This is a genomic window from Streptomyces hyaluromycini (assembly GCF_002217755.1).
GTDB classification, from domain to species: Bacteria; Actinomycetota; Actinomycetes; order Streptomycetales; family Streptomycetaceae; genus Streptomyces; species Streptomyces hyaluromycini.
Map to the genome: position 1 here is coordinate 143,528 of NZ_BCFL01000019.1, position 25,836 is coordinate 169,363.

Genomic DNA, 25,836 nt, shown 5'->3' on the forward strand with positions numbered 1-25,836 from the left:
GGCCGAGGGGCCCGGCGGCGCCTCAGTGCCGTCCCGCCACCCGGTCCGCGATCTGTGCCAGCCGGGACGACTCGGCGCTCGGGTGGAGGCGTTCGCGCTGGTCGGCGGCGCGGTAGGTGGCGTACATGCCCTGGACGCCGAGCCAGCGGAAGGGCTCCGGCTCCCACTTGCGGACCTTGTGGTTCACCCACGGCAGTGCGGTCAGCTCGGTGCGGCCGCCCTGCCCGGAGTCGAGTTGCACGAGGTCCCGGAGCGTGCGGGCGGCGAGGTTGGTGGTGGCGACCCCGGAGCCGACGTAGCCGCCCGCCCAGCCGAGGCCCGTCGTACGGTCCAGGGTGACGGTCGCGCACCAGTCCCGCGGCACTCCGAGCACCCCGGACCAGGCGTGCTCGATCCCCACCCCGGCCAGCGCCGGGAAGAACCGCACGAGGATCTCGCGCAACGCCTCGACCGTCGCCTCCTGCGTCCGCCCGTCGTTGTCCGTCCGCGACCCGAACCGGTACGGCACCCCGCGGCCGCCGAGCGCGATCCGCCCGTCGGCCGTGCGCTGCGCGTACATGTAGGCGTGCGCCATGTCGCCGAGGGTCTCCCGGCCGTCCCACCCCACCGACGCCCACTGCTCCGCCGTGAGCGGCTCGGTGGCGATCATCGAGGAGTTCATCGGCAGCCAGGTGCGCTTCTGGCCCTTGAGGTTCGCGGTGAAGCCCTCGGTGCAGCGCAGGATGTACGGGGCGCGGACCGTTCCGTACGGGGTGACGGCGTGCCGGGGCCGGATCTCGGTCACCGGCGTGGACTCGTAGATCTCCACCCCCAGCGCCTCCACGGCCGCCACCAGGCCCTTCACCAGCTTCACCGGGTGCAGCCGGGCGCCGTGCGGGGTCCAGGTGCCGCCCACCGCGTCGGCGACCCGGATCCGTTCCCGGGTCTCCCCGGCGCCGTACAGCTCGCGGTCCTTCTCGCCGTACGACAGCTCGTGCTCGTGGAAGGCCTTCAGACGGGCCAGCTGGGCCGGGGTGGTGGCGACCTCCAGCACCCCGCCCTTGTGCAGGTCGGCGTCGATCCCCTCGGCCGCGGCGACCGCCACGACCTCGTCGACGGTCTCGTTCATGGCCTTCTGCAGGCGTACGGCGGCCTCGTGGCCGTGCAGCGCGGCGTACCGGTCGCGGCCGGCGATGCCGTTGTAGAGCCAGCCGCCGTTGCGGCCGGAGGCGCCGTAGCCGCAGAACTTCTGCTCCAGGACGGTGACCCGGAGGAAGGGGGCGGCCTTCTTCAGGTAGTAGGCGGTCCACAGCCCCGTGTACCCGCCGCCGACGATCACGACGTTTGCCGACGCGTCACCGTCCAGCGGCTCCCGCACCGCGGGGAGGCCGTCGTCCGCGTACCAGAAGGAGATGCCGCCGTTGACGGCACCGCTGGCCGACCTGTTTGCCGAGCTGCTCATGGCCGGACGTTAACCCCTGAGGACGGCGAATGTCTCCTTCGGATTCCATGCTTTTCCGCGCCCCCTGACCAGCGGATAGCAGCCGAGACCGATCAGCGCGGCGACGAAGTGTCCCAGGTCGGTGAAGGCCGGCGACTCGGCCAGCGGCAGCCCGTAGACGAGGAGGACGGCCGCGAGGTACGGATACCGCCAGGGCGTCACGATCCGGTACGCGAGCACCGCGATCACCCCGGCCAGCGCGTAACTCACCCCGATGTCCAGGGTGTTGACCGCGGAGTGCGGGGCGATGCCGTCGTGGATCCCCTTCAGCAGCGCGCCCTCGCTGATCAGGGTGGCCAGGACGTGCGCGACCACGCACACCGCCAGCCAGCGGACCGTCCCCAGCCAGCGCTCCGCCGGCGCGTGGAAGACGGTGTAGAGGAAGGCGTACGGCACCCAGTGCCCGCCGTCGATCCACATCGCGCTGGCGACCAGCACCCGCACCGGGTTGTCCGACAGCTCACGGATGTTGGTGGAGCGCTGCCGCAGGAACTGCTGCTCGAACTCCGGTGACATGTGGTGCAGCGCGACGGTCGTCACGAAGAGAATCGCCAGCCAGACGTATGTGCCGGGGGCGCTGCGGACGTACGCCCACACCTTGCCGCCGAGGCCCCGGAAAAATCCCATGAGGCGATTCACGCACGGTCGTAACGCCGGGTGTGTGATTGACATTCCGGATGAGCCGATCGCCCAGGAGCTCGGGGGCCGTGCGGTCGGGCGGCTGCGGCGCCGTCGTGGCTGGTCGCGCCCACGCGGCGGAGCCGCATATCGACACAGCCCCGCGCCCCTTCAGGCCGGCCTGCGCTGCGTTGCTTTTAGGAGCGCGGGGAACTGCGCGAGCAACCCGCCACGACCCGCACTCCGCATCGAACCGGCACCCCAATGGCCCTCTGCTCCGGTCACGGTTCCAGGATCACCTTTCCGATGGTCGCCCTGGTCTCCAGGGCGCGGTGCGCGGCCGCCGCCTCGGCCAGCGGGAAGCGGGTCAGGGCGGGGCGCAGGCGCCCGTGGGCGGCCTCGGCGAGGGCGCGGAGTTCGAGGGTGCGGAGTGGGTCGGGGCCGCCGGTCCGGCGGAGCATCGCGGGGCCGAGCAAGGACTCGGACAGCCCCTCCACGAGGTGGCCGCCGCCGCTCGCGATCCCCTCCGCCGACCAGCCGAACACGAGGTGCCGGCCGCCCTCGCCGAGCAGTGCGACGGCCTCCCGGGCGACCTCGCCGCCCACGCCGTCGAGGACGACGGTGACCGGTCCGGAGCGGGCGCGGACCTCGGCGGGCCAGCCGGGTTCGGTGTAGTCGAGGGCGAGGTCGGCGCCGTCGGCCCGGACCCGCGCCACCTTCTCGGGGCCGCCCGCGAGGCCGATCACGGTCGCGCCGGCGTGCTTGGCGGCCTGCACGAGCAGCGAGCCGATGCCGCCGGCGGCCGCCGGGACGAGGACCACCGAGGCGGGCCCCAGTTCGACGAACTGCAGGATGCCGAGGGCCGTACGTCCCGTTCCGACCATGGCGACGGCCTCGGGGAAGCCGAGGTTCGCCGGGATCTCGTGCAGTCGTTCGACGTCGGTGACCGCCAGCTCGGCGTAGCCGCCGGGCGCGAAGCCGAGGTGGGCGACCACGCGCCGCCCGAGCCAGAGCCCGTCGACGCCGTCGCCGAGCGCCTCGACCACCCCGGCGACCTCGCGGCCGGGGATCGTCGGCAGTACGGTCGGCCGGGGCGCCGGGCCCTGGTGGCCCTGGCGCAGCGAGGTGTCGAGCAGATGGACACCGGCCGCGGCGACGGCGATCCGTACCTGGCCCGGACCCGGCACGGGGTCCGCCGCCTCCTCGTGGAGGAGGTTCTCGGCAGGACCGAAGGCATGCAGGACGATGGCGTGCACAGGGACTCCCCCAGGCGGTGGCTGATCCGACGGTCCGACTCTTCGACCTCAAGCACGGTTGAGGTCAAGGGCGGGCCGCTCTCCCCCCTTCCCCTTCCCCTTCCCCTTTCGCTGGTCGCGGGGATTGTCAGTGGGGGCCTGCACTATGGGGGCATGGCGAGGACAGCGGCCGGTGGGGCCGGCGGAGGCAGGGTGAAGGGCGCGCGGCGGCCGGAGGTGCGGCTGCCCGAACTGGAGCCCTGGGGCGGCGGCGAGCTGGAGCCGGACGGGGACTACGACGGGCTGGAGTTCCGGGAGGCGGACTTCGTCGGGCAGGACGGAGCGGGCGCCCGGTTCATGGACTGCGCGCTGCGGGACTGCGCCTTCGACGAGACGGGGCTGCGGCACGCGCGCGTGCTGGACACGGTCCTCACCGGGGCGAGAGGCGTCGGCACCGACCTGGCCGAGGCGACCCTGCGCGATGTCGAGCTGGTCGACGCCCGGCTGGGCGGCACCCAGATGCACGGTGCCGTCCTGGAGCGCGTGGTGGTCCGCGGCGGCAAGATCGACTACCTCAACCTGCGCACGGCCAGGCTGAGAGACGTGGTCTTCGACGGCTGTGTGCTGGTCGAACCGGACTTCGGCGACGCGGTCCTGGAACGGGTCGAGTTCACCGGCTGCACCCTGAAGGCGGCGGACTTCAGAGGGGTCACCATGAAGGACGTCGATCTGCGGGGCGCCGCGTCCCTGGAGATCGCGACCGGGGTGGAGCGACTGGCGGGGGCGGTGATCAGCACGTCCCAACTACTGGACCTGGCACCGGTCCTGGCGGCCCAGCTGGGGATCCGCGTGGAGGGGTGAAGCGCCCCGTAAAGGCGCCCCGTAAAGGCGCCCCGCAAGGGGCGCGGGGCCGTGTCGATGTGCGGCTGCCGCCGCGTGGGCGCGACCAGCCCCCACCGGCCCGCAGCAGGCGAACCGTCCGAAGCACTCAGCTCGCCGGAGGCACGGGCGCGGCCTTCTGCCGTAGGCCCAGGTGGTCGTCCGGATCCTGGAGCCGGTCCTGCTGCGCGGCCAGCATGCGGCGGACCACCGGCTCCGGCATGCGGATCACCACCGGCCGGGGCAGGGTCACCTCCCGCACGGCGGTGCCGGTACGGCCGGACCGCACGCGGTTGGTCACCGTCGCCACCACCCGCACGTCCAGCGTGAACTGCACCAGGACCGACGCGGACTTGGGCTTGTGCAGCGGCATCGAGCCCGACGCGTTCACCGCCGCGTCGGCCGCGCCGCCCGCGCCACCGGCGTTGCCCATCAGCTGGTTGAGGCGGAACTCGTCGGCGTTGAGCAGCCCCGCACCCGCCAGCCCGCGTGCCGACCTGCCGTGGTCGGCGGAGCTCAGGCCGTCCGTCTGGGTGGGCCGGGGCGCGTCCAGGTGGCTCTGCCCCACCGTCTCGAACGTCATCTTGTCGCCGACGCCCAGCACCCGCCCGTCCCGCAGCCGTGCGTGCAGGGACGCCCGCAGGTCCTGGCCCTCCACCCCGGTGGCGTGCACCGGCGGCAGCTCCGCCCCCGCCGAGGTCAGCAGCGGCAGCGCCGCGATCAGCCACTCGGTGGAGACGGCCTCCTGCAGGGTGTACGCGGCGGCCTGGCCCTTGGTCCGGAAGCGGTCGCCGCCGCCCGCCTCCCGGACCGCGGAGCCGACCAGCTCCCGTACCTGCGGGGCCCCTTGGAAGCCGTTCACCTGCGCCTCCATCGGCAGCCGCACACCCCCGGAGCGCCAGCTGCCGAGCGCGGCCGGGCGGCCGTCCCCCGGGCCGGCAGCCGGAGCCACCGGCCGGTGGCGGGGCGCGGTCAGCCGGGCGAGGGCGGCCAGGTCCTGGTCCAGGACGCGGTGGGTCAGCGTCTGGCGGCCCAGCGAGACCAGCGCGAGCCGCCGGTCGCCCCGGTGCAGTTCCAGGGTCGCCTCGATCGGCACCCGCATCTTCGACGACTTCGCGGTCTTCGCCTCCGCGACCGTCTTCATGCCGAGCTGGCCGCGGTTCACCGTCCCGGAGCGCCGCGAGCCGCCCGAGCCGACGCCGAGGCCCGCCGCACCGCCCATGCTCTTGAGCTGCCCGGCCCCGCCGTCCGGTTTGCCGGAGCCGGCGAGGATCCCCTCCACGCCGGTCGTCACGCCCTCGTCGTGAGAGGCGGCCTGCTGGGCCACGGCCGCGGTGATGTACTCCATGTCCCGGCCGTCGTCCGCCGCACCGTCGTAGGCGCCGTCGCCCAGCCGGTTGACCTTGAACACCGCCCAGTACGGGGTCCTGCGGCCGTCGAACAGCTCGACGGTGACCCCGCCGTCCATCGCCCCCGACAGCAGTCCCGCGCTGCCGTCGCGGTCCAGGACGCGCAGCAGCCGTTGCACGTTGTCGTTGCGGTCCGCCAGCTGCCGACGGGGCAGCAGGTCGTCGGCGAGGCCCTGCTGCCCGCTCTCCGCGAGGCGGGTGCGGAGCCGGGCCAGCAGCGGCACGAAGTTCGGCAGGTTCTCGACCATGCCGAAGCCGAGGGGCAAGCCGCGGGCGAAGGCCGGACCGGTGCGTGGCGGGGCGGACGTGGAGGACCCGGCCACGTCCGTGGCCCGGACCCCTTCGCGGGCCCCCTGCCGGGTTCCTTCGCGGGTCCCCCGCCGGGCCCCTTCCCTGGCCTCGCGTTCGGCACCCGCCCGGGAACTCTCCGCGGGCCGCTGCACCGCCGGGGAATCCTCGGCCGGTCGCTCCCCCGTCCGGGAGCCCTCCACCGCCGCCCGCCCCGCCCGGGAGCCCTCCGCCGGTGCCTGCCCCGCCCGGGCCGGTGACATCAGTGCCGGTTCCGGGTCGAGCTTCAGCTGTCTGCGGATCGCCGCCGGCAGCTGCGCCTCCGTCAGCCACACCGCCGCCTCGGCCGGCAGGGTGCGGGCGGCCGTCGCCACGTAGGGGCCGCCGCCGGTGACCTTGACCTCGGCGACCATGGTGACGAGCAGGTCGCACTGGACCAGGTAGAGCGGCGCCTTCTTCGGGGTGTGGGCGTTGCGCTCGACCGTGCCGGACAGGGCCGCGGACCGGGTGTCGCCCTGGCTGGTGGTGCGGTTCCCGGAGAGGCCCTGGCCCAGGCGCCACTCGGGGCCGTTCTCCGAGCCGGTGGCGCCGACCTGCCAGGTGCTGGTGGTGCCCTGCCCCTCCTGACCGGCCGCCTGGTGGCCGCCGAGCACGAAGGTCTCGGTGCCCGGCCCCGCGCCCCGGTGCAGGAACTTCGGGTTGGTCAGCGTGAGCCGGGTGCCCACGGCCCCGTTCAGCGCGGCGAGCCGGCGCGGATAGCGCAGGTTCTTCACCACCCACCCGGAGGACGCGGCCTGCCGCAGCGACGCCGTGATGGCCTGCGGCCCGAACCGCTCCTCGATCGCCAGTCGCGGCGCGAGCCCCTCCGTCTGCAGCGCGGGATCCTCGCGGACGCCCTTGTTGCGGGCGGCGGCCCGGGACAGCAGCTGGAAGGCGAGGTCCCGGACGGCCTGGCCGTCGCCGACCGTCTCCACCAGCTGCCAGTCCCGCAGCGCCTGCCCGGCCGACGGCCGGGGCACGAGCGTGGCCAGGTCGCCGATGCCCTCGGCGGTGACGGCGTGCTCGGGCCGCGGGGCCTGTGCCCGCCGCCGGTCGCCCACCGCGTCCTGCCGCCGCTTGCCCTCCTCGTCGAGGGTGAACTCGGTGGGGGTGACGAGCCGTACGTCCTGCTCGTCCAGGTGCAGTCCCGCCAGCTGCCTGGCCTCGGGTGCGTCCTGCCCGGGGGAGCCGGGGGTGAGGGCGCGGCCGAGCTTGCGCTGCCGGGAGGTCATGGTGACGTCGACGTCGAGGCGCAGGGCCGCCCCGAAGGTGCTGGCCTTCTCGGAGCCGTTGGTGAGGACGTCCGTGCGGGTGGTGGGGCCGGCCTGGTTGCGGCGGGTGCCGGAGCTGTGCCTCTCGTAGCGGGCCGAGCCGGTCAGGATGCCGGGGACGAGGCGGGCCTGGCCGAGCACCAGTCCGCCGATCGAACGCGAACTGCTGCGTCCGCTCTGCGCGTTGCCGGTGACACCGGAGTGGCTGCGCACCAGCCAGTCGTCGGTGTCGCCGAGGTAGCCGGTCTCGCGGAGCTCTCCTCGGACGCGGATCTGCACGTCGTGGGAGTGCAGGGTGCTCTTGCGGCGCAGCCGCACCCGGATGCCGGTCGTGGTCAGCTGGTCCTTGTTGACCCGCAGGTTGGTCTCGGACAGGGCGGCCATCAGCTCGCGGTGGTTGCGCCGCTGGAGGGCGGCCTCCTCCTTGCTCGGGGTCGAAGCCACCGCATCCCCGCCGAAGGCGGGCAGATAGCCGGCCAGCCGGGGATCGGTGGCGAACAGCTCCTGCACGGCCCGCACCATGGGTCTGGTGTCGAGCTGGCTGAGGGTGACGCTGGAGCCCATGGCGCCGAAGGGAAGGTGCCGTTCGACGTCGACCTCGTCGCCGTTCTCGTCGGTCCGCTTCGGCTTCTCGATGAACCCCTTGGACCCCTTGGACTCCTTGCCCTCCTTGGCCTCGGTGCCCGGCGGCAGCGGCAGCCCGAGTGACCGCGCCTCGTCGGCCCGCAGGCTCATCCACACCCGCATCGGGTGCCGGGCGACCCGGGTGCCGGGGCGCAGGATCATCTCGGCCGAGCGCGGTCCCGTGCCCTCCGCGGTGAACAGCACGGTCGCGAGGTAGAGCACCTTGTCGCCGCGGACCTCCGCGCCCTGGCGGCTGGACACGGTCTGCTCGGCCACCGTGAACCGCGCCTTGCGGGCCGCCGCGACCGGCATGGCCGTGCCCCGCACAACGGCGGCGTTCCCGACCGCTCCGACGCCGATGGCCGGGCCCAGACCGCCGGTGCCGGCGCGCCCCTTGCCCGCGCTCTCGGTGACCGTGTGCTGGGTCTGCTGATGGGTGCGCAGCTGGGTCCCGCCGGTGCCCCAGGCGGGCGACATGCCGGTGATCTCGGCGTGCAGGCGGTAGCTGCCGACGCTGCTGCCGTCCTTGGACGCCAGGTCCTCGCCGGTGACGCCGTCGCGCAGCAGCCGGGGCATGTCCTCCAGGACGGTCGCCGTGGAGGTCGCCTCGTAGAGCCGGGCGCGGCCGGGTGCCCCGGCGGCGGTCAGCGAGGGGTGCAGGACGGAGGCGACCGCGTCGAAGAGCCCGCCGCCGCCCTGGTGCGGGGCGGCGGCGTCGGTGACGGCGACCGGCGCCAGGGAGTCGGCGAGCGAGACGCGCCGGGGAGTGTCCGCCCGGAGGGCCTCCGGCGCGGCGGGTGCCCTGGTGCCGGCCGGGACCAGGTGTTCGGTCGGCACGCGCTGGGTGAGGGTGCCCGAGCCGTGGAAGGTCTGCGCGCGCTGGGCGCCCTGCTTCTTGATCCGTACGCCGTACCGCACCGTGCGGGGCGCCTCGACCGAGCCCTTCTCGCTGCGCAGTACGCGTGGTTCGGCCACGTTGCGCTGGCTGCGGGACTCCCGTGCGGACTGCCAGGGCTGCGCGTTCACCAGCCCGGCGCCGCCCAGCCACAGCCCCGGTACGACGGGCGCGAGCCCGAAGGCCATCCCGCCGACGCCCTTGCTCGACCCGCCGCTCGCGGTGGTCGCGACGGTGGCGGCGGTGTTGTGCTGGACGTCGACCTTGGTGTCCTTGCCCTCGGCGTCGTCCACCGCGGCGAGCGGCGCCCCGTCCGGGTCGGGCACGGTGTTGGCGAGCAGGTCCTTGGGGTGGAAGACCGGCGGCCGGTCGTCGGGGGCGCGGGAGACGGTGACGGTGACGTCGTACCAGTCCTTGCCGTCCTTGCCCCGGACCGCGAAGGCGCGGCCCTGGCCGTAGCACGACTCGGGGCGTCCGGCGAGTTCGGCGGCGATGTCGGCGACCGTGCCGTCGCCGTGGCCGACGACGGCGGCCACCGCGTTCCGTACGAACTCGTGCCCGGTCAGCCCGTACGCCGTGGACAGCCCGGCGGCCTGGAAGTCCATCAGGTAGGGCGGCAGCACCAGGCCGGGAGCGGTGTGTTCCTCCGCGATGGGGGCCACGGGCGCCACCGGATGGCTCCGTACCGCCGGCGGCCGCGCGACGCCCTTCCCCTTCGCGTCCCGCAGCGCCTGCGCGGTGGCCGCGTTCCCCGCGGTCCCCTGGAGGGCGAGCAGAGCGTGTTCCGTGGGCCCGGCGGGTCTCGTGGAGCCGACGGGACCGGCGGTGACCGGTGTCCGGGAGACCTCGGAAGAGGCGTCTTTTCCGCTGTCGCCTGCCTGTCGCTGCTGCGTCCGCACAAAGTCAACGTAGGGGCGGCCGGACCAGGCGGAACGGCTTCCGCCGACTCCCGCCCCATATGTCACTCCCGCCTCGGCGGCCGGTCAACTGCCGTACACCCGTGGGTCGTTCAACCGTCTGGAAGGGACCGGGAAGGCTACGACACCCTGGGGAAACGGGCCTGGAGCGTCCAGATCGCCGGATTGTCCGCCAGCCCCTCGTGCAGGTCGGTGAGGTCGGCGACCAGGTCGTGCAGGAAGTCCCGTGCCTCCCGGCGCAGTTCGGTGTGGGAGAAGGTGAGAGGCGGCTCCTCGGCAGGCATCCAGTCCGCCTCGATGTCCACCCAGCCGAAGCGGCGCTCGAAGAGCATGCGGTCGGTGGACTCGGTGAAGTCGAGTTCCGCGTGCTGGGGACGGGCGGCCCGGGACCCCGCCGGATCCCTGTCCAGCCGTTCCGCGATGTCGCACAGCGCCCACGCGAAGTCGAGCACCGGCACCCATCCCCAGGCTGTGGACAGTTCCCGGTCCGCCTTGGTGTCCGCGAGGTAGACGTCACCGCAGAACAGGTCGTGACGCAGGGTGTGGACGTCCACCCGCCGGTAGTCCGTCTGGGGAGGGTCCGGGAAGCGGTTGGAGAGGGCGTAGCCGATGTCGAGCACATGCCGATGGTGTCACGGCGTCCTACGATCACGAGCGTGCCCCGGTCCCCGCTCCTCCTCCCGTCCGCCCTGCTCTGCCTGGTGCTGGCCGCGTGCGACGGCGGAGTCCACGGCACCCCGGGCGGCGCGGGCGTCCGCGACCCGTACTTCCCGGGGGCGGGCAACGGCGGCTACGACGTCGGCCACTACGGCCTCACCCTCGCCTACGACCCGGACGGCGGCCGCCTCACCGGCACCGCCGTCATCACCGCCCGCGCCACCCGGGACCTGACCGCCTTCGACCTCGACCTGAAGGGCCTGCACGTCGACGACGTCACCGTCGAGGGCAGCCGGGCCCGCTGGAACCGCGCCGGCCAGGAACTGACCGTCCGCCCGCACGACGACCTGAAGAAGGGCGAGACCTTCAGCACAAGCGTGCGCTACTCGGGCCGCCCGGAGACGCTCACCGACCCCGACGGCTCGAAGGAGGGCTGGCTGCGCACCGCCGACGGCGCCCTCGGCCTCGGCGAACCGGTCGGCTCCATGGCCTGGTTCCCCGGCAACGACCACCCCTCCGACAAGGCGTCCTACGACATCACGGTCACCGTCCCGGAGGGCCTCCAGGCCGTCTCCAACGGGGAGCTGAAGAGCGAGACGACGAAGAACGGCCGTACGACCTTCGCCTGGCACAGCGCCGAGCCGATGGCGAGTTACGTCGCCACGGTCGCCGTCGGCCGCTACACGATCACCCGCTCCACCCTCCCCGACGGCCTCCCGGTGTACACGGCCGTGGACCCCACCCAGGAGAAGGCGAGCCGCGCGGTGCTGGCGAAGCTGCCCGAGATCATGGAGTGGGAGGACTACAACTTCGGCCCCTACCCCTTCTCCTCCACCGGCGCGATCGTCGACCGCCCCACGGACTCCGGGTACGCCCTGGAGACCCAGACCCGGCCCGTCTTCCCCGGCGCCCCGGACACCGCCACCCTCGTCCACGAACTCGCCCACCAGTGGTACGGCGACTCCGTCACCCCGAGGACCTGGCGGGACATGTGGCTCAACGAGGGCTTCGCGACCTACGCCGAGTGGCTCTGGTTCGAGGACCACGGCGGCGGGACCGCCCAGCAGACCTTCGACCAGCTCTACGCCACGCCCGCGGACAGCGACCTGTGGGCGTTCCCGCCCGCCGAGCCGTCGAGCGCCGCGCACATCTCCGACCGGCCGGTGTACGACCGCGGCGCGATGGTCCTCCAGAAGATCCGCCAGAAGGCCGGCGACGACACCTTCTACGACATCATCCAGGGCTGGGCAGCCGCCCACCGCCACGGCAACGCGGACACCGCCGAGTTCACGGAGTACGTGGAGAAGACGGCGCCCGGGAAGGACTTCTCCGCCATCTGGAAGGACTGGCTGTACGGCGACGGAAAGCCGGCCAGGCCCTAGCCGCCCGCGCCCAGTTCCTTGCGCAGCACGGCACACGGGCGCCCGCGTTCCCGGTCCGGGCGATGGTCGATCACCTCGTACCCGAGGGCCGTCCAGAAGGCGAGCCCCTTCGGGTTCTCCTCCAGCACGGCGAGCCGCACGGCGTCCCGCCCCGCCGCCCGGAACCGCCGCTCGATCTCCTCCGCGATCCGCCGCCCGTACCCCTTCCCCTGCGCCCCCGCGCCCACCATCAGCAGCCCGATCCACGGATCCGGGTCGGCCGGATCAGGGTGCCGGGCCAGCGTGACGACCACCCCGACCAGCCGCCCCTCGGCCCGCGCCAGCAGCACCTCCGCATCCGGATGCGCCAACTCGTCCGCCAGCGCTTCGGCCACCTGCTCCGGCCTGATGTCGTCCGGGTCCGGGAAGTCACCGCTGAGCGCCTGGAACTCACGGTTGGCGGCGTACAGCGCGGTGAGCTCGGAGAGGACCGGCGCCGGGATGTCGCGATCGGGGGTGAGGGGGACGGGGGCGAGGATCATGCGCGCAACCTATCCGGCCCTACTCACCCTGAGGCGGGTAGCGGGGCAGGCCGTCCGTCGCGATGGTCCAGTCGGCGATCGTGACGTCCTCGCCGTAGACGAAGTCCTTGCGGGTCGCGTAGCGCGGGCCGTCGGGGGTGGGGTGGATGTCGGTGAGGACGGCGCCGGTGCCGGTGCGGGGGTCGAAGAGCGCGTAGACGGGGACGCCCATCAGCGGGTAGTCGCGGACCTTGCTGACCCAGTCGTTGTCGGGATTGGAACGGGAGACGATCTCGACAGCGGCGATCAGCGTACGTGGGTCGAAGGACCCGTCTCCCTCCATGTCCACCTCTGCGATCACCATGATGTCGGGGCGACGCATGATCCTCTCTGGCGCCACTTCGACATCGGGCTCGCCCGTGTGGGCCACGATCTCCTCGGGCATGACCTTCTCCAGACGTTTCCGGAGACGCAGCGCGGTGAGTTCGTGCTGCCGGACGGGCGACATCATGTCGAGGACGATCCCTTCCTTGGTGATCTCGAACTTGCCGGGGAGGGTGCCGTCCGTGGACTCCACGAAGTCGCGCATGGCCCGGTACAAGAGGGAGGCGTCCTGCCGTGCGTCGTCCGGTGCCATGGTCATGGCGCTCGCTCCTCGTCTGTGCCCAGGGGCAAGGATCGTCGCTTTCATGCTAGGTCTCCTCCGCGAGATCGGTTCGGCAGTCACGGCAGAGTCCAGGTGCCGGGGAGCGGAAGCCTCGGTCGCAGCCGTCGCAGTTGTGGATCCGGGTGGGCACGGCCGGTGGCGGAGCCGGTGCGCGGAAGGGCGGTGGCGCGGGCAGCCGGTCCGTCAGGCGGTGGGCCAGGAGGGCAGCGGGCCTGTGGAGCGGTTCGGCCGGCAGGCCTGCGGTCAGGGCGTGCCGTACGGCGCTGGGGGCGGCGTCGCGTTCCAGCCAGGCGGCGACTCCCGGGGCCAGATGGGCGGCGTCGACGGCCGACAGCAGCAGCCGGGAGTCGTGGCGGCGGAGGTCCGCGAGCAGGGCCAGGGCCTTCTGGAGGAGCGCGGGGGAGGGGCAGGCCGGGCGCGGTACGGGTGGGAGGGCCTTGCGGGCGGGCTTCTGTGGTGCCTTCGGCCGTGCTGCGGCTTCCGGCTGATGGGCGCGACTGCTGTGGCCGGGCCGGTTGCAGGAGACCGTGCGGGTGATGATGCGGCCGTCGGGCAGGCGTACGCGTTCGCGGCGCAGGTAGCCGACCGCCTCAAGCTCTCGCAGTGCGGCCGCGATACGGGTCCTGCCCTCCTTCAGGCGTTCCGCCAGCGTCTTGATGTCGACCCGGGCACCGGCCGGAAGCGACTGGATGTGCACACCGATCCCGACCGCGAGCCCCGACAGATCGGGGTGCTGGGCGAGGTCGTTGCCGATCACCACGAAGTGCGAGGTGTGGCGGGTGTTCTCGTGAACGAGCCCGCCACCGGACCCCCGGTTCGGGTGCTTCCTGGCCGCAACACGGGACTCGGCGCACGAGGGCGCGCTAGGGTTTTTCGTATCCATCGGGAAGCTGTTCTCTTCCTGGGTGGTCAGGCCCTCGCACTGGGATTGCCCGTCCCGGCGAGGGCCGAAGTTTTTCTGCGGTTGTTGCGCTGAGCGTAGGGCAGGCAACCCGCCTCAAATCCAGCCCAGTTGGGCATATTCACTCGCGGGAGTGACTCTGCGCGACGGGCGGGAGGGGTGGGGCTTGGCGGGAGTTCTTTCTCCCCGTCGTTCCTTGGGTGGTGACGTCCCTCGCGACCGACGCCCGCGTTTCCGGGCTACGGTGACACGCCGATCTCGGCCCACACCGTCTTGCGTGGCGACAGCCCCGGTGCCACGCCCCACTTGTCGGCGAGCGCCTCCACGAGGACCAGACCCCGGCCCGACTCGGCGTCCGGTGCGAGCGGCCGGGTGTGCGGCAGACGGTCACCGCGGGTGTCCGTGACCTCGATCCGCAGCGTGTCCCCCACGACGTAGAGGAGAAGGCCGAAGTCGCGTCCCGGCACCCGTCCGTGCATCGCCGCGTTCGCCGCCAGCTCGGCCACGATCTGCCTCGCCGGATCCAACGGCAGCCCCCAGGCGCGCAGTTGCTCGGCGGCCAGCAGACGGGCCAGGCGAGCCCCACGCGGCGTGGACGAGAGCCGCAGGCTCATGTTGCGGACGGGGGTGGAGATTTCATCGTTCACGTCACTCAGCGTGGCCGGGCGTGCATACCGTGAACAGTGACGAAGCCCTTGCGTACGGTGACTGTCCGGCGCTTGTCCGGTGCTGTCCTGGCTGTCGGGAGCGTTCGTACGGGTAGGGGCGGGGTCGCGGGTACGGGCGTACGGCACGAAGGGGCGTGGGATGGGCGTGGACGGCGGCGAGGTGACCGAGCCGGGCTGGGAGGTCGACCCGGACGACGACTGGGGCGTGGCGGTCATCGCCACCGTCGGGCGTCAGCTGAAGCTGCGGCGGGAGGCGGTGGGGATGCGCGCCGCCGAGTTCGGGGAGGCGGTCGGCTACGGCGAGGACATGGTCTACAAGGTGGAGGGCGGCAAGCGGATTCCTCGGCAGGAGTACCTGAACAGGGCGGACGAGGTCCTGGAGGCCGGTGGGCTGATCTCGGCGACCTGGGAGGACGTGAAGAGGGTCCGGTATCCGAAGAAGGTGCGGGAGCTGGCCAAGTTGGAGGGGCAGGCGGTGGAGATCGGGCTGTATGAGTGCAACATCATCGCCGGGCTGCTTCAGACGCCTGAGCACGCGCGAGCCGTGATTTCGGCCGCCCAGCCGCCCTACTCACCGGATGACGTAGAGCGCATGGTGACGGCCCGTCTGGCTCGACAGTCGGTCTTCGAGCGCGACCCGGCTCCGTCCATCCACTTTGTGCTGGAAGAGGCGCCGCTGCGACGTCCCATCGGAGGCACAATGGTGTGGCGGCGGCAGCTTGAACGTCTGCTGGAGGTGGGGCGGTTGCACAACGTCACGCTTCAGGTGATGCCGTTGAACTCCGAGGTCCACTCCGGTTTGGACGGACGGATCGAGGTGCTGAAGTTCCCGGACGGTACGGCGGTGGGGCGCTCCGACGGCGCGTTCAACGGCCGAGCGACTTCCGACCCGAAACAGCTCCGCATCCTTGAGCTGCGGTATGGCACCATCCGGGCGCAGGCTCTCTCACCAGGGGAGTCGCTGGCCCTCATCGAGCAACTGCTGGGAGAAACATGATCCGCAAGGCCCCCTCCGCGGACGCCTCCGAACTGGCGTGGTTCAAGAGCAGCTACAGCGGCGGCAACAGTGGCGAGTCCTGCGTCGAAGTCGCCCTGGCCTGGTTCAAGAGCAGCTACAGCGACGGCCCCGACGGCGACTCCTGCCTCGAAATAGCCCCCACCCCCACCACCATCCACATCCGCGACTCCAAGTACACGCACACGCCCGCCACCCCCGGCCCCCGGCTCGCCCTCGCCCCCTCCGCCTGGGCGGCCTTCCTGCCGTACGCGTCGGCGAGCTGAGCTGACGCCGGAGCCCCCGGCCGCAACCCACGGCCGGGGGCTCCCGCACAGCGCAGCGTGCCGCGGCGGTCAGACGTTGACGCCGAAGTCCTGGGCGATGCCCACCAGGCCGGACGCGTAGCCCTGGCCGACCGCGCGGAACTTCCACTCCGCGCCGTTGCGGTACAGCTCGCCGAAGACCATCGCCGTCTCCGTCGCCGCGTCCTCGGAGAGGTCGTAGCGGGCGATCTCGGCGCCGCCGGCCTGGTTGACGATGCGGATGTAGGCGTTGCGGACCTGGCCGAAGTTCTGCGAGCGGGTCTCCGCGTCGTAGATCGAGACCGGGAAGACGATCTTGTCGATGTCGGCCGGCAGGCCGGCCAGGTTGACGTTGATCGCCTCGTCGTCGCCGGCGCCCTCGCCCGTGCGGTTGTCACCGGTGTGGACGATCGTGTTGTCCGGGGTCTGCTTGTTGTTGAAGAAGACGAAGTGGGCGTCCGAGTACACCTTGCCCTGCGTGTTGACCGCGATGGCCGAGGCGTCCAGGTCGAAGTCCGTGCCGGTGGTGGTGCGGACGTCCCAGCCGAGGCCCACGGTGACGGCGGTCAGGCCCGGTGCCTCCTTGGTGAGCGAGACGTTGCCACCCTTGGACAGGCTTACAGCCATGGTCGGGAGTCCTTTCCCTTGTCTGCGTACGGCCGTGCGGCGTACGGGCTTGAAGCTACAGCTACCCGTATGAACGCCACGAGGGGTACCGAAGGTTCCATCTCGCTTTACTTTCTTTACCAAACGGGTGATGAAGATATTCGCGTGACGTGTGCCGGTCAGCCGCGCGACCATAGGGGGCATGTCCGGTCCTTACGTCATCCGCGGCTCCGTCTCGCTCCCCGAGGCCGAGCTCCTCTGGCGTTTCTCCCGTTCGTCCGGGCCCGGCGGGCAGCACGTCAACACCAGTGACTCGCAGGTGGAGCTCCGCTTCGACCTCGCGAACACCGGGGCGCTGCCGCCGGTGTGGAAGGAGCGGGCACTGGAGCGGCTGGCGGGGCGGCTCGTCGACGGGGTGATCGTCGTACGGGCGTCCGAGCACCGCTCGCAGTGGCGCAACCGCGAGACCGCCGCCGTACGCCTGGCCGCGCTCCTCGCGGAGGCCACCGCGCCCCCGCCCAAGCCGCGCCGGCCGACCCGCATCCCGCGCGGGATCAACGAACGCCGGCTGCGGGAGAAGAAGCAGCGCTCGGACACCAAGCGGGGGCGAACCGGCCGCGACTGGTCCTAGCAGCGACACCGTCAACGAGGTCGGCCGGGACGGGGTCCGGGGCCTGTCCGGCGCTAGAGGGCCGTCCGGCGCTAGAGGGTCAGCACCCCCACCGGCTGGTCCCCGCTGACCTCGCCGGTCTTCTGGAAGCCCAGCCGCAGATAGAACGCCTCGGGGCCGTCGGGGCCGTCGGGGCCGTCGGGGCCGGCATGCCAGGTGACGTACATCTCCTTGCCGCCCCGGCGGCGGATCTCCGTGGCCACGGCCTCCACCGCGAACCGGCCGTACCCCCTGCCCTGTTCTCCGGCGTCGATGTTGAGGCGCCACAGGCCGGAGCGGAAGAGGGTGCCGTCGGTGCGCCAGTCGATGTCGAGGAAGGCCATCAGAAAGCCGACTGTGCGGTCTCCGTCGACGATCAGGCGCGGCCAGGCGACCTCCGGCGGATGGACGTATGCCTCGGCGAGGGACGCGGCGACCGGCTCGACGTTGTGTTCCTGGTCGGGCCGGACGCGAATGCGGAGTGCCGCCGCCAAATTTGCGGTGGTTACTTCTTCGAGGCGGAGCAGAGAAGGCATCCGCGCACTCTAGAAGGGCCGTTCGGTAACTGCTCGCGGATTTTGCGAAACAGACCGCGCGGTTTTATCCCAGCTGCCGGTAGCGCCCCCGGAAATACATCAGCGGGCCGCCTTCCGCGCTCGGCAGTTCGGCGGTGAGGACGCGGCCGATGACGAGCGTGTGGTCGCCGGCCGGCACCCGCTGTTCGGTGCTGCACTCCAGCGTCGCGAGGGCGCCGCCGACCAGCGGGGCGCCACTGGCCTGGCCCCGGACGTACGGGATGTCCTCGAAGAGCAGACGGTCGCTGATGCGGCCCTTCATCGCGAAGCGGCCGGCGATGTGGCGCTGGCTCTCGGTGAGCACGGAGACCGCCCACCGCGGCTGTTCGTCGAGCAGGTCGTCCATCCGGGAGCCCTCACGCAGGCTGACCAGCACCAACGGCGGGTCGAGCGACACCGACATGAACGCGGTGGCGGTCATGCCCACGTCCTCGCCGGTCGGCGCCAGCGGGTCGTCCGGGTCCAGCGACGGCTCCTGCGCGGTCACCAGGACCACGCCGGCGGCCAGCCGGGACAACGCGGCCTTGAACGCTTCGTTGCTCACCCCCACAGCATGCCCGGTGGCTTCTGCGGCGGCGGGGGAGGGAGTCTTCAGCACGCCGGAAACGCTAGTGTCGGACCCGGCGCCACCGCATCGGCCATCGGCCCGAGCCGGGTCCTAGGACCAAGGGCGGGGGAAAGGCCGTAACGTGCATCATGTGCACACGCCCGCAAAGGCTGTGTTCAGTAAGCACACAGGTAAAACGCAGAAACTCCACTCAATTGTTCACGTTCTCCTGTGACTTGAGTCACAAGGGGGGTGAATTGTTGACCCTGTGTACCGAGTGGGCAGCGCGCTGTGATTCAGTGGCGGGGAAAAGTAGCGCCGAAGCAGACCCTTGATTCGCTGCGAGGTCTCGGGGGGAGGGCGAGCATGGAGACCGAGTCGGAGCCCTACGTCCGTCTTGCGTCCCTGCGACAGCTGCACCAGGTCATGGCCGACATGAACACGGCCCGCAGCCTGGCGGACACACTGCAGACCGTCGCCGACGGCGTGATCACCGCCCTCGGCTACGAGATGGCGTGCGTCAACCTCGTACGCCCCGCCGAGGGCGACCTGGTCGTCGCCGCCTTCTCCGGCAACTCCGCCGCCGAGGCCCTGATCACAGGGCGGGTCGGCTCCAGAGAATCCTGGGACCGGCGGCTGAACATGGGCGAGAAGTGGGGCGACCTCGTCTTCATACCGCACACCGAGGGCTGGGTCCTCGACGACGACGACGTCCCGCAGTGGTACACCGACGGCCCCGCACCCCGCTTCGAGGACGAGTGGCACCCCTCGGACCGGCTGTTCGCCCCGATGTACACGCCCGGCATATCGGGCAGCTCCTGCGGCGAGCTCCTCGGCGTGATCTCCGTCGACCGCCCGCGCAACGGCCGGCACCCGGGCGCCTGGGGCCGCGAGGCCCTGCAGATGTACGCCTTCCAGGCCGCGATCGCGATCAGCAACGCCCGGCTGCGCGCCAACATGCAGCGCGCCCTGGTCCGCCTGGAGCGCGAGCAGCAGGCCCTGCGCGCCAGCGAGGAGAGCTTCCGGCAGGCCTTCGAGTACGCCCCCTCCGGCATGGCGATAGCCGAGATGGGCGGCGACCAGCACGGCCGAATACTGCGCACCAACGACGCCCTCTGTCGCCTCCTGGGCCGCCCCGCCTCCGCGATGCGCCGCTACTCCTTCTCCGACCTGGTCCACCCCGAGGACATCGGCACCCTGCTCCGCACCTCTGCGGAGGGCGGCCGCGCGGAACTCCGCCTGGGCCGCCGGGACGGCACCTACGTCTGGGTGTCCCTCCGCAACTCCGTCGTCGCGGACGCCGCCGACGGCCCCCGCTTCCTCCTCACCCACGTCGAGGACATAGAGGAGCGCAAGCGCCGCGAGCTCCAGCTCGCCCACCGCGCCTCCCACGACTCCCTCACCGGCCTCCCGAACTCGGCCGAGCTGCGCTCCCGGCTCTCCTCCCGGCTCTGCCGGCGCGCCGAGACCGGCGGCGGCCTGGAATCCCTGGACGCGGCCTACGGCCACCCCGCCTACGACGCCAACGGCCACGGCTTCGACTTCGCGGGCACGGCGGGCGGTTCGGTCGGTTCGGCCGGTTCTTCGACGTACGACGGCTACGACCACCACGTGCACACCGTCGCCCCCGAGGAGGGCCGCGACGACGGTGCCAAGGGGCTCGCGGTGCTCTTCTGCGACCTCGACGGCTTCAAGTCCATCAACGACCGGTTCGGGCACAACGCGGGCGACGCTGTCCTCATCGAGGTCGCCCGGCGCCTCGGCAGAGCCGTGCGCGACGGCGACACGGTGGCCCGCCTCGGCGGCGACGAGTTCGTGATCCTCGCCGACGGGCTCGGCAAGGCCGACGCCCAGGACCTCGCCGTACGCCTGCGCAACGAGATCATCCAGCCGATCCGCGCCGAGGGCCGGGCGGTGCGGGTGGGCGCCAGCTTCGGCATCGGATGGGCACACTGCGGCATGACGGCGGACGAAGTCCTGAAATCCGCCGACGAGCGGATGTACGTAGAGAAACGATCTCGTCCCAAAGCACATCGCCGCGCCGGATGATCCGCAGGTCATCGCGCTGATGCGATCCGAGTCACCCGTTTGGCTCAGCCAGACCGGGTAGGCTCGACACTCAATACCTGTATTGCATCCGCCCGCACCTGTTGAGGAGTACCAAGGGATGACGCCCGGCGACAACGGCGCGAGCACGCCCGAGGACGACGACCCGTTCGGCTACCTGTACGCCGACGGTCAGGCCAGAGGGGCCCAGCCCCCGTCCGGCTCCGGTGGTTACGGCTACCCGAACGCCGTCAGCAGGGTGCGCCCGGTCGGCGAGCGCACGTACGGCGGCCCGCAGCAGGCACCGCAGGCGCAGCAGTACGGCGGCCAGACCATCCCCCAGCAGCAGCCCGGCGGCTACGGCCAGCAGCCGAGCGCGGCCTACCAGGCTCCGGAGACCTTCCCGGGCGGCGCGCCGACCACCCGCCAGGCCTCGCAGAACCCCGGCCGCGGCCGGGGCCCGAACACCAAGGGCCTCCTCATCGGCGCCGTCGCGGTCGTAGCCGCCGTCATCATCGGCATCAGCGTCGCGATGATGAACGGCAACTCGGACGACAACAAGGCGAGCGGCGACTCCTCCCCGTCCACGTCCGCGTCCCAGAGCGCCTCCCCGTCCCCGTCGAGCACCAGCTCGGTGTCGGCGTCCGGCGATATCGCGCCGGTCGACGCGAAGACCTTCCACCTGGACGGCGGCGCGAGCACGGCCTCGGACGTCAAGGGCGCGAAGTCCGACGGCGGCATCTACGTCACCAACTTCAACCAGACCGGCGCCGGCGTCACCTGGACGGTCAACGGCATCCCGTCGGAGGGTCTCTACACCGTCTACGCGCACTACAGCGCCGTACAGGACGAGAGCATGACGCTGTCCATCAACGGCAAGACGTTCGGCAGCAAGTTCCCCCTGAACAACTACACGGGCCAGAGCGACCCGACCAAGGCCTGGACGACCAGCTTCACGTACCCCACCCTCACCAAGGGCACCAACGTCATCTCCCTGTCCTGCCAGAGCGGCGACAGTTGCGACGTCCTGCTGGACCAGATGTGGCTGAGGCAGGGCAAGCACACGAACAAGGACTAAGCGGCCGCAGGCCCACCGGTCACCGTGACCTGGCCGAGCAGCTTCTCGTAGGCCGCGCGGTCGAACTCGCCCGCCGCCGGAGCCCGTACTGTCGCCGCCGACAGGGCCGTCGCGCGGGAGAGCCGGTCCGGCCAGGGGAGTTGTTCCACCAGGCCGGACAACAGGCCGGCGACCACCGAGTCACCCGCGCCGGTCGGGTTGCCGTGCTCCCGGGCGGGCGGGACGGCATGCCAGCGGCCCTCCGGGGTGAGCGCCAGCAGGCCCTGCGGGCCCAGTGAGGCGACCACCGTCCGCGCCCCGCGTCGGCGGGCGTCCTGGGTGGCGCGTATCGGGTCGTGGGAGCCGGTCAGTTCGGCCAGTTCGTCGGCGTTCGGCTTGACCAGGTCGGGCCGGGCGGCCACCCCGCGCCGCAGCGGCTCCCCGCCGGTGTCGAGGAGGACGGGGACACCGGCGGCCCGCGCGGTCTTTATCAGCCCCGCGTACGCGCCCACCGGCACCCCCGGCGGCAGGCTGCCGCACAGCGCCACCGCCGAGGCTCCGGGCAGCAGTTCCTCGTAGTGATCGAGGAAGGCACCCCACTCGGCAGGGGCTATCTGCGGACCCGGCTCGTTCAACTGGGTCGTGTCACCCGTCAGTCCGTCCACGACGGCGATGGTCCGGCGGGTCGGCCCGGCGACCGGGAGCAGCGCGTCCCGTACGCCCGGGGTCTCCGCGAGCCGCTCCCGCACCGCCCGCCCGGTGGCCCCGCCGACGAACCCCGTCACGGTCGCCTCGTGTCCGAGAGCGGCCAGTACCCGGGCCACGTTCACCCCTTTGCCGCCCGGCCGTTCGGCCACGTCCGAGACGCGGTGCGAGGTGTGCGGGCGCAGTGCGCCGACTCGGTAGGTGATGTCCAGAGCGGTGTTCAGCGTGACGGTGAGGATCACCGGGCGACCTCCCTCGCATATGCCCGTGCCACCGGTTGGGGGGCCTCGATCATGCCAAAGAGACGGCGACCGGCCTAGGGTCGCCGTCTCTCAACAGGGGGAGGGATCAGGACAGTTCGGGTACGACCACCCAAGCGCCCTTCCGCATCACGCCCTTCAGCGTGAAGTCCGCGTCCAGGACCAGCAGGTCGGCGTCCTTGCCGGGCTCCAGGGAGCCGACCCGGTCGTAGAGGCCCAGCAGCCGGGCCGGGTTGGCGGACAGAGCGGCGACGGCGTGCTCGACGGGGAGCTTGTCGACGGTCACCGCCCGCCGCAGCGCGCGGTCCAGCGTCAGCGTGGAGCCGGCGATGGCACCGCTGTCCGCGAGCCGGGCGACGCCGTCGGTGACCTCCACCTCCAGTGGGCCCAGCAGATAGCGGCCGTCGCCGAAGCCGGCCGCGTCCATCGCGTCCGTGATGAACGCGACCCGGTCCGGGCCCGCGTGATGGAACGCCAACTGGAGTGCGGCGGGGTGGAGATGGGTGCCGTCGTTGATGAGCTCGACCGTCACCCGCTCGTCCTCCAGGAGAGCGGCGATCGGGCCGGGGGCGCGGTGGCCGATCTGCGGCATCGCGTTGTAGAGGTGGGTGGCGACCGTGGCGCCCGCGTCGATCGCCGCCACCGTCTGCTCGTACGTCGCGTCCGTGTGGCCGACGGCGGCGATCACGCCGTGCTCCGCGAGGAGCCGTACCGACTCGATGCCGCCGGGGAGCTCGGTGGCGAGGGTGACCATCTTCGCGTGTCCGCGCGCCGCGTCGACCAGCTTGCGGACCTCCGCGGGGTCCGGGTCCCGCAGCAGCGCCTCGGAGTGGGCGCCCTTGCGGCACGGGGAGATGAAGGGGCCCTCGAAGTGGATGCCGGCGATCTCGCCCTGCTCGGCGAGCTCGGAGAGGAGACCGGCCTGGCGGGCCAGGACGTCCATCTCGTCGGTGACGGTGGAGACGACGAGCGTGGTCGTGCCGTGCACGCGGTGCGTGTGGACGCCGGTGAGGATCTGGTCCGCGGTGCCGGAACTGAAGGAGGCTCCGCCGCCGCCGTGGTTGTGCAGGTCGACGAAGCCGGGCAGGAGCCAGTGGCCGGTGAGGTCGATGACCTGGGCGTTCTCGGAGGGGGTGGCGGTGATCCGGGTGCCCTCGACAGCGAGTCGGGCGTTCTGGATCACTCCGGTCGGGAGGACTGCTCGGGCGCCGTCGAGGACCAGACCGTTCGACCCCGGCTGCGGGAGCGTTGTGGTTGATCGCGCAGTTCCCCGCGCCCCTGACGGGGCGCTGTCGTGCGGCTCGTTCGCAGCCATCAGGGCTTTACCTCCGGAGTGGTCGTCGCTAGTAGGTCCTGGGCGAGTAGGCCCGCCCCCAAACAGCCGGCCGTGTCTCCCAACTCGGCCGGGACGATCGCCGGCAGTTTCTGGAACGTCACCCGGCGCTCCACCGCCTCCCGCAGCGGGTCGAACAGCACGTCTCCCGCCTCCGCCAGGCCGCCGCCGATGATCAGGACCCGCGGGTCCAGCAGGGTGAGGGCCGTGACCAGGCCGTCGGCCAGTGCGGCCACCGCCTCCCCCCACACCCGGACGGCGTTCGGGTCACCGGACGTGACCGCCTTGGCGCAGTCCGCCGCGTCCGCGTCCGGGTCGCCGCCGGCCTTCGCCCAGGCCTCGCTCACCGCGGCCGCCGACGCGTACCGCTCCAGACAGCCGCGCTGCCCGCACGGGCAGGGGGCACCCTGCGGTCGTACGACGATGTGCCCGATCTCGCCCGCGAAGCCGTGCGCCCCCGACTCCACCCGGCCGTCCAGGCCGAAGCCGCCCGCGATCCCGGTGCCGAGGGCCACGAAGAAGAAGCGGTCCGCGCCCCGGCCCGCGCCGAGCCGGCCCTCGGCCAGGGCGCCGGTGCGCACGTCGTGGCCGAGGGCGGCCGGGATGCCGAGGCGGTCGGCGAGCAGGGCGCGCAGCGGGACGTCGCGCCAGCCGAGGTTGGCCGCGTAGACCGCGATGCCGGCGGGCTCGTCCACGATTCCAGGGACGGCGAGACCGGCCGCCGACGCCGGCTCGCCGAGCTGCTGCTCGCCGTACTCCCGCAGTTCGGCGGCGAAGTCGAGGATGGCGGTGACGACCGCGTCGGGGCCGCGGCCCCGGCCGGTCGCGCGGCGGTCCTGGTGGAGCAGCTCGCCGTCCGGGCCGACCAGCGCGGCCTTCATTCCGGTGCCGCCCACGTCCAGGGCGATGACATGTCTCACGGGAACAGTGTGGCCCGCCGACCCGCGAGAGGTCTAGTCCACTTGCGTGGTGTAGACCTTATAGGTCAGACATATTGAACGGCGAGACAGTAGGACAGGGGCAGTAGACGTGCGGCGGCGTAGGGCAGGAATGATCGCGGTGGTGTCCGCAACGGGCATGACGGCGGTTCTCGGTGGGTGTGGGACGACGGGATCCTCGGACGTCACCCTCAGACTCGTCGCCGCCGACTACGGAGACTCCGCCGCCAACAGCTCCCAGAAGTACTGGGACAAGCTGGTCAAGGCCTACGAGGCCCAGCACTCCGGAGTGAAGGTCGACGTCACCGTCTACTCGTGGAACGACGTCGACCGCAAGGTCAAGGACATGGTCGACGCCGGCCAGGCCCCCGACCTGGCGCAGATCGGCTCGTACGCCGACTACGCGGCCGCCGGCAAGCTGTACGAGGCCGGTGACCTGCTCTCCATCCCGGTCCAGGCCGACTTCCCGTCCCAGCTCGCCGAGGCGGGCCAGTGGAACCACGCGCAGTACGGCATGCCTTTCGCCGCGTCTACGCGCGTCCTCTTCTACAACAAGACCCTCTTCTCCGAGGCCGGCATCACCACCGCGCCCACCACCTGGAGCGAGCTCGCGGCCGATGCGAAGGCGCTCAAGGCGGACGGCGTGAAGTACCCGTACGCGCTGCCGCTCGGCCCCGAGGAGGCGCAGGCGGAGACCATGCAGTGGCTGCTCAGCGGCGGCAGCGGCTACACCGACGACACCGGCACGTACACGATCGACTCCTCGCAGAACATCGACACCCTCACCTGGCTCAAGGACGAGCTGGTCGGCAAGGGCCTGACCGGCCCGGTGGCCCCCGGCAAACTGAACCGCGCGACCGCGTTCGCCGCCTTCGCCGACGGCCAGGTCGGCATGCTCAACGGCCACCCCACGCTCATCGAGCAGGCCGAGAAGAAGGGCGTGAAGTTCGGCATGGTCCCGATGCCCGCCCGCGCCGGCCAGAGCACCACCACCGCGTCCATGGGCGTCGCCGACTGGATGGCGGCGTTCAAGCAGAACGGCCACGCCGACCAGGTGGGCGACTTCCTCGACTACGTCTACAGCGAGAAGAACGTCCTCGCCTTCTCCCGCGAGTACGGCCTGCTGCCCGTCACCACGTCCGCGTCCCAGACGATGACCGACTCCACGCAGACCCAGGACAAGCAGCTGCGCCCCTTCCTGGAGCAGCTGCCCACATCGGAGCTCTACCCCGCGGGCAAGACCTCCTGGGCGGCCATCAGCGCCGACATCAAGAAGCAGATCGGTACGGTGGTGAGCCCGACCGGCAACCCGACCAGCGTCCTCACCCGCCTCCAGGCCGAGGCGGCGACGGCCGACAGCCGTACGGCCGCGGGCGGCTGAGCGCTACCGT

General features: G+C 72.0%; 23 protein-coding genes. 8 read left to right on the forward strand and 15 right to left on the reverse strand.

The features are described from left to right. Nucleotides 1-22: 22 nt before the first annotated feature. From SSP29_RS18520 to SSP29_RS18530, 3 genes are all read right to left on the reverse strand, one after another. Nucleotides 23-1,441, reverse strand: coding sequence for an NAD(P)/FAD-dependent oxidoreductase (locus SSP29_RS18520; RefSeq protein WP_089101812.1), 1,419 nt, complete (start codon nt 1,439-1,441; stop codon nt 23-25). 9 nt (nt 1,442-1,450) lie between these two features. After that, nucleotides 1,451-2,107, reverse strand: coding sequence for a rhomboid-like protein (locus SSP29_RS18525; RefSeq protein WP_150134426.1), 657 nt, complete (start codon nt 2,105-2,107; stop codon nt 1,451-1,453). A 272-nt stretch (nt 2,108-2,379) separates the two neighbouring features. Further along, nucleotides 2,380-3,354 (reverse strand): zinc-binding dehydrogenase, encoded by a 975-nt coding sequence (locus SSP29_RS18530; RefSeq protein WP_089101813.1) that lies wholly within the window; start codon nt 3,352-3,354, stop codon nt 2,380-2,382. Nucleotides 3,355-3,507: 153 nt separating this feature from the next. Between SSP29_RS18530 and SSP29_RS18535 the strand changes: the two genes are divergently transcribed. After that, nucleotides 3,508-4,194, forward strand: a complete 687-nt coding sequence (locus SSP29_RS18535) for a pentapeptide repeat-containing protein (protein WP_174855975.1) — start codon at nt 3,508-3,510, stop codon at nt 4,192-4,194. A 127-nt stretch (nt 4,195-4,321) separates the two neighbouring features. On the opposite strand, the gene SSP29_RS18540 is transcribed toward SSP29_RS18535, so the two are convergent. Next, nucleotides 4,322-9,637: a hypothetical protein gene (locus SSP29_RS18540; protein WP_107436221.1), complete on the reverse strand. Its 5,316-nt coding sequence runs from the start codon at nt 9,635-9,637 to the stop codon at nt 4,322-4,324. Between the two features lie 137 nt (nt 9,638-9,774). Further along, nucleotides 9,775-10,275: a hypothetical protein gene (locus tag SSP29_RS55830; protein ID WP_089101815.1), complete on the reverse strand. Its 501-nt coding sequence runs from the start codon at nt 10,273-10,275 to the stop codon at nt 9,775-9,777. Between the two features lie 6 nt (nt 10,276-10,281). On the opposite strand from SSP29_RS55830, the gene SSP29_RS18550 reads away from it, so the two are divergent. Further along, nucleotides 10,282-11,694, forward strand: coding sequence for a M1 family metallopeptidase (locus SSP29_RS18550; protein ID WP_089102375.1), 1,413 nt, complete (start codon nt 10,282-10,284; stop codon nt 11,692-11,694). On the opposite strand, the gene SSP29_RS18555 is transcribed toward SSP29_RS18550, so the two are convergent. From SSP29_RS18555 to SSP29_RS55835, 4 genes are all read right to left on the reverse strand, one after another. Continuing rightward, nucleotides 11,691-12,215 (reverse strand): GNAT family N-acetyltransferase, encoded by a 525-nt coding sequence (locus SSP29_RS18555; RefSeq protein WP_089101816.1) that lies wholly within the window; start codon nt 12,213-12,215, stop codon nt 11,691-11,693. The two genes, SSP29_RS18550 and SSP29_RS18555, sit on opposite strands and share 4 nt — an antisense overlap. A 19-nt stretch (nt 12,216-12,234) precedes the next feature. Then, a complete protein-coding gene (locus SSP29_RS18560; protein ID WP_089101817.1) occupies nt 12,235-12,837 on the reverse strand; it encodes a Uma2 family endonuclease in 603 nt (200 codons plus the stop codon). 49 nt (nt 12,838-12,886) lie between these two features. Then, nucleotides 12,887-13,744, reverse strand: coding sequence for a helix-turn-helix domain-containing protein (locus tag SSP29_RS18565; protein WP_089101818.1), 858 nt, complete (start codon nt 13,742-13,744; stop codon nt 12,887-12,889). A gap of 257 nt (nt 13,745-14,001) precedes the next feature. Further along, nucleotides 14,002-14,376, reverse strand: a complete 375-nt coding sequence (locus SSP29_RS55835) for an ATP-binding protein (protein ID WP_089101819.1) — start codon at nt 14,374-14,376, stop codon at nt 14,002-14,004. A 193-nt stretch (nt 14,377-14,569) separates the two neighbouring features. On the opposite strand from SSP29_RS55835, the gene SSP29_RS18575 reads away from it, so the two are divergent. Both SSP29_RS18575 and SSP29_RS18580 read left to right on the forward strand, forming a co-directional pair. After that, complete coding sequence (locus SSP29_RS18575) at nt 14,570-15,427, forward strand: helix-turn-helix domain-containing protein (RefSeq protein ID WP_089101820.1); 858 nt, start codon at nt 14,570-14,572, stop codon at nt 15,425-15,427. Further along, nucleotides 15,424-15,711, forward strand: coding sequence for a DUF397 domain-containing protein (locus SSP29_RS18580; RefSeq protein WP_089101821.1), 288 nt, complete (start codon nt 15,424-15,426; stop codon nt 15,709-15,711). Before SSP29_RS18575 ends, SSP29_RS18580 begins: the two co-directional genes overlap by 4 nt. 69 nt (nt 15,712-15,780) lie before the next feature. Here the strand turns inward: SSP29_RS18580 and SSP29_RS18585 are convergent, their stop codons facing one another. Beyond that, a complete protein-coding gene (locus tag SSP29_RS18585) occupies nt 15,781-16,356 on the reverse strand; it encodes a TerD family protein (RefSeq protein WP_089101822.1) in 576 nt (191 codons plus the stop codon). A 181-nt stretch (nt 16,357-16,537) separates the two neighbouring features. On the opposite strand from SSP29_RS18585, the gene arfB reads away from it, so the two are divergent. After that, nucleotides 16,538-16,966, forward strand: coding sequence for an alternative ribosome rescue aminoacyl-tRNA hydrolase ArfB (gene arfB / locus SSP29_RS18590; RefSeq protein ID WP_089101823.1), 429 nt, complete (start codon nt 16,538-16,540; stop codon nt 16,964-16,966). A gap of 71 nt (nt 16,967-17,037) precedes the next feature. Here arfB and SSP29_RS18595 read toward each other — a convergent pair whose 3' ends face one another. Next, nucleotides 17,038-17,520 (reverse strand): GNAT family N-acetyltransferase, encoded by a 483-nt coding sequence (locus tag SSP29_RS18595; protein WP_089101824.1) that lies wholly within the window; start codon nt 17,518-17,520, stop codon nt 17,038-17,040. Between the two features lie 64 nt (nt 17,521-17,584). Continuing rightward, complete coding sequence (locus tag SSP29_RS18600; protein ID WP_089101825.1) at nt 17,585-18,157, reverse strand: flavin reductase family protein; 573 nt, start codon at nt 18,155-18,157, stop codon at nt 17,585-17,587. 315 nt (nt 18,158-18,472) lie between these two features. On the opposite strand from SSP29_RS18600, the gene cdgB reads away from it, so the two are divergent. Both cdgB and SSP29_RS18610 read left to right on the forward strand, forming a co-directional pair. Then, a complete protein-coding gene (gene cdgB, locus SSP29_RS18605) occupies nt 18,473-20,155 on the forward strand; it encodes a diguanylate cyclase CdgB (protein ID WP_089101826.1) in 1,683 nt (560 codons plus the stop codon). 118 nt (nt 20,156-20,273) lie between these two features. Further along, a complete protein-coding gene (locus SSP29_RS18610; protein WP_089101827.1) occupies nt 20,274-21,230 on the forward strand; it encodes a carbohydrate-binding protein in 957 nt (318 codons plus the stop codon). On the opposite strand, the gene SSP29_RS18615 is transcribed toward SSP29_RS18610, so the two are convergent. The 3 genes from SSP29_RS18615 to SSP29_RS18625 all read right to left on the reverse strand — a co-directional run bounded on the left by SSP29_RS18615 (nt 21,227) and on the right by SSP29_RS18625 (nt 24,427). Next, entirely contained in the window at nt 21,227-22,156 is a 930-nt protein-coding gene (locus SSP29_RS18615) for a 1-phosphofructokinase family hexose kinase (protein ID WP_089101828.1), read from the reverse strand. The two genes, SSP29_RS18610 and SSP29_RS18615, sit on opposite strands and share 4 nt — an antisense overlap. 106 nt (nt 22,157-22,262) lie before the next feature. Further along, entirely contained in the window at nt 22,263-23,489 is a 1,227-nt protein-coding gene (nagA, locus tag SSP29_RS18620) for an N-acetylglucosamine-6-phosphate deacetylase (RefSeq protein WP_089101829.1), read from the reverse strand. Then, nucleotides 23,489-24,427 carry an ROK family protein gene (locus SSP29_RS18625; RefSeq protein WP_089101830.1) on the reverse strand — a complete coding sequence of 313 codons (939 nt, stop codon included), beginning with the start codon at nt 24,425-24,427 and terminating at the stop codon, nt 23,489-23,491. Before SSP29_RS18625 ends, nagA begins: the two co-directional genes overlap by 1 nt. Nucleotides 24,428-24,557: 130 nt before the next feature. On the opposite strand from SSP29_RS18625, the gene SSP29_RS18630 reads away from it, so the two are divergent. Then, on the forward strand, nt 24,558-25,826 hold the full coding sequence (locus SSP29_RS18630) for an extracellular solute-binding protein (protein WP_150134434.1): 1,269 nt from the start codon (nt 24,558-24,560) through the stop codon (nt 25,824-25,826). The last annotated feature ends 10 nt before the right edge of the window (nt 25,827-25,836 follow it).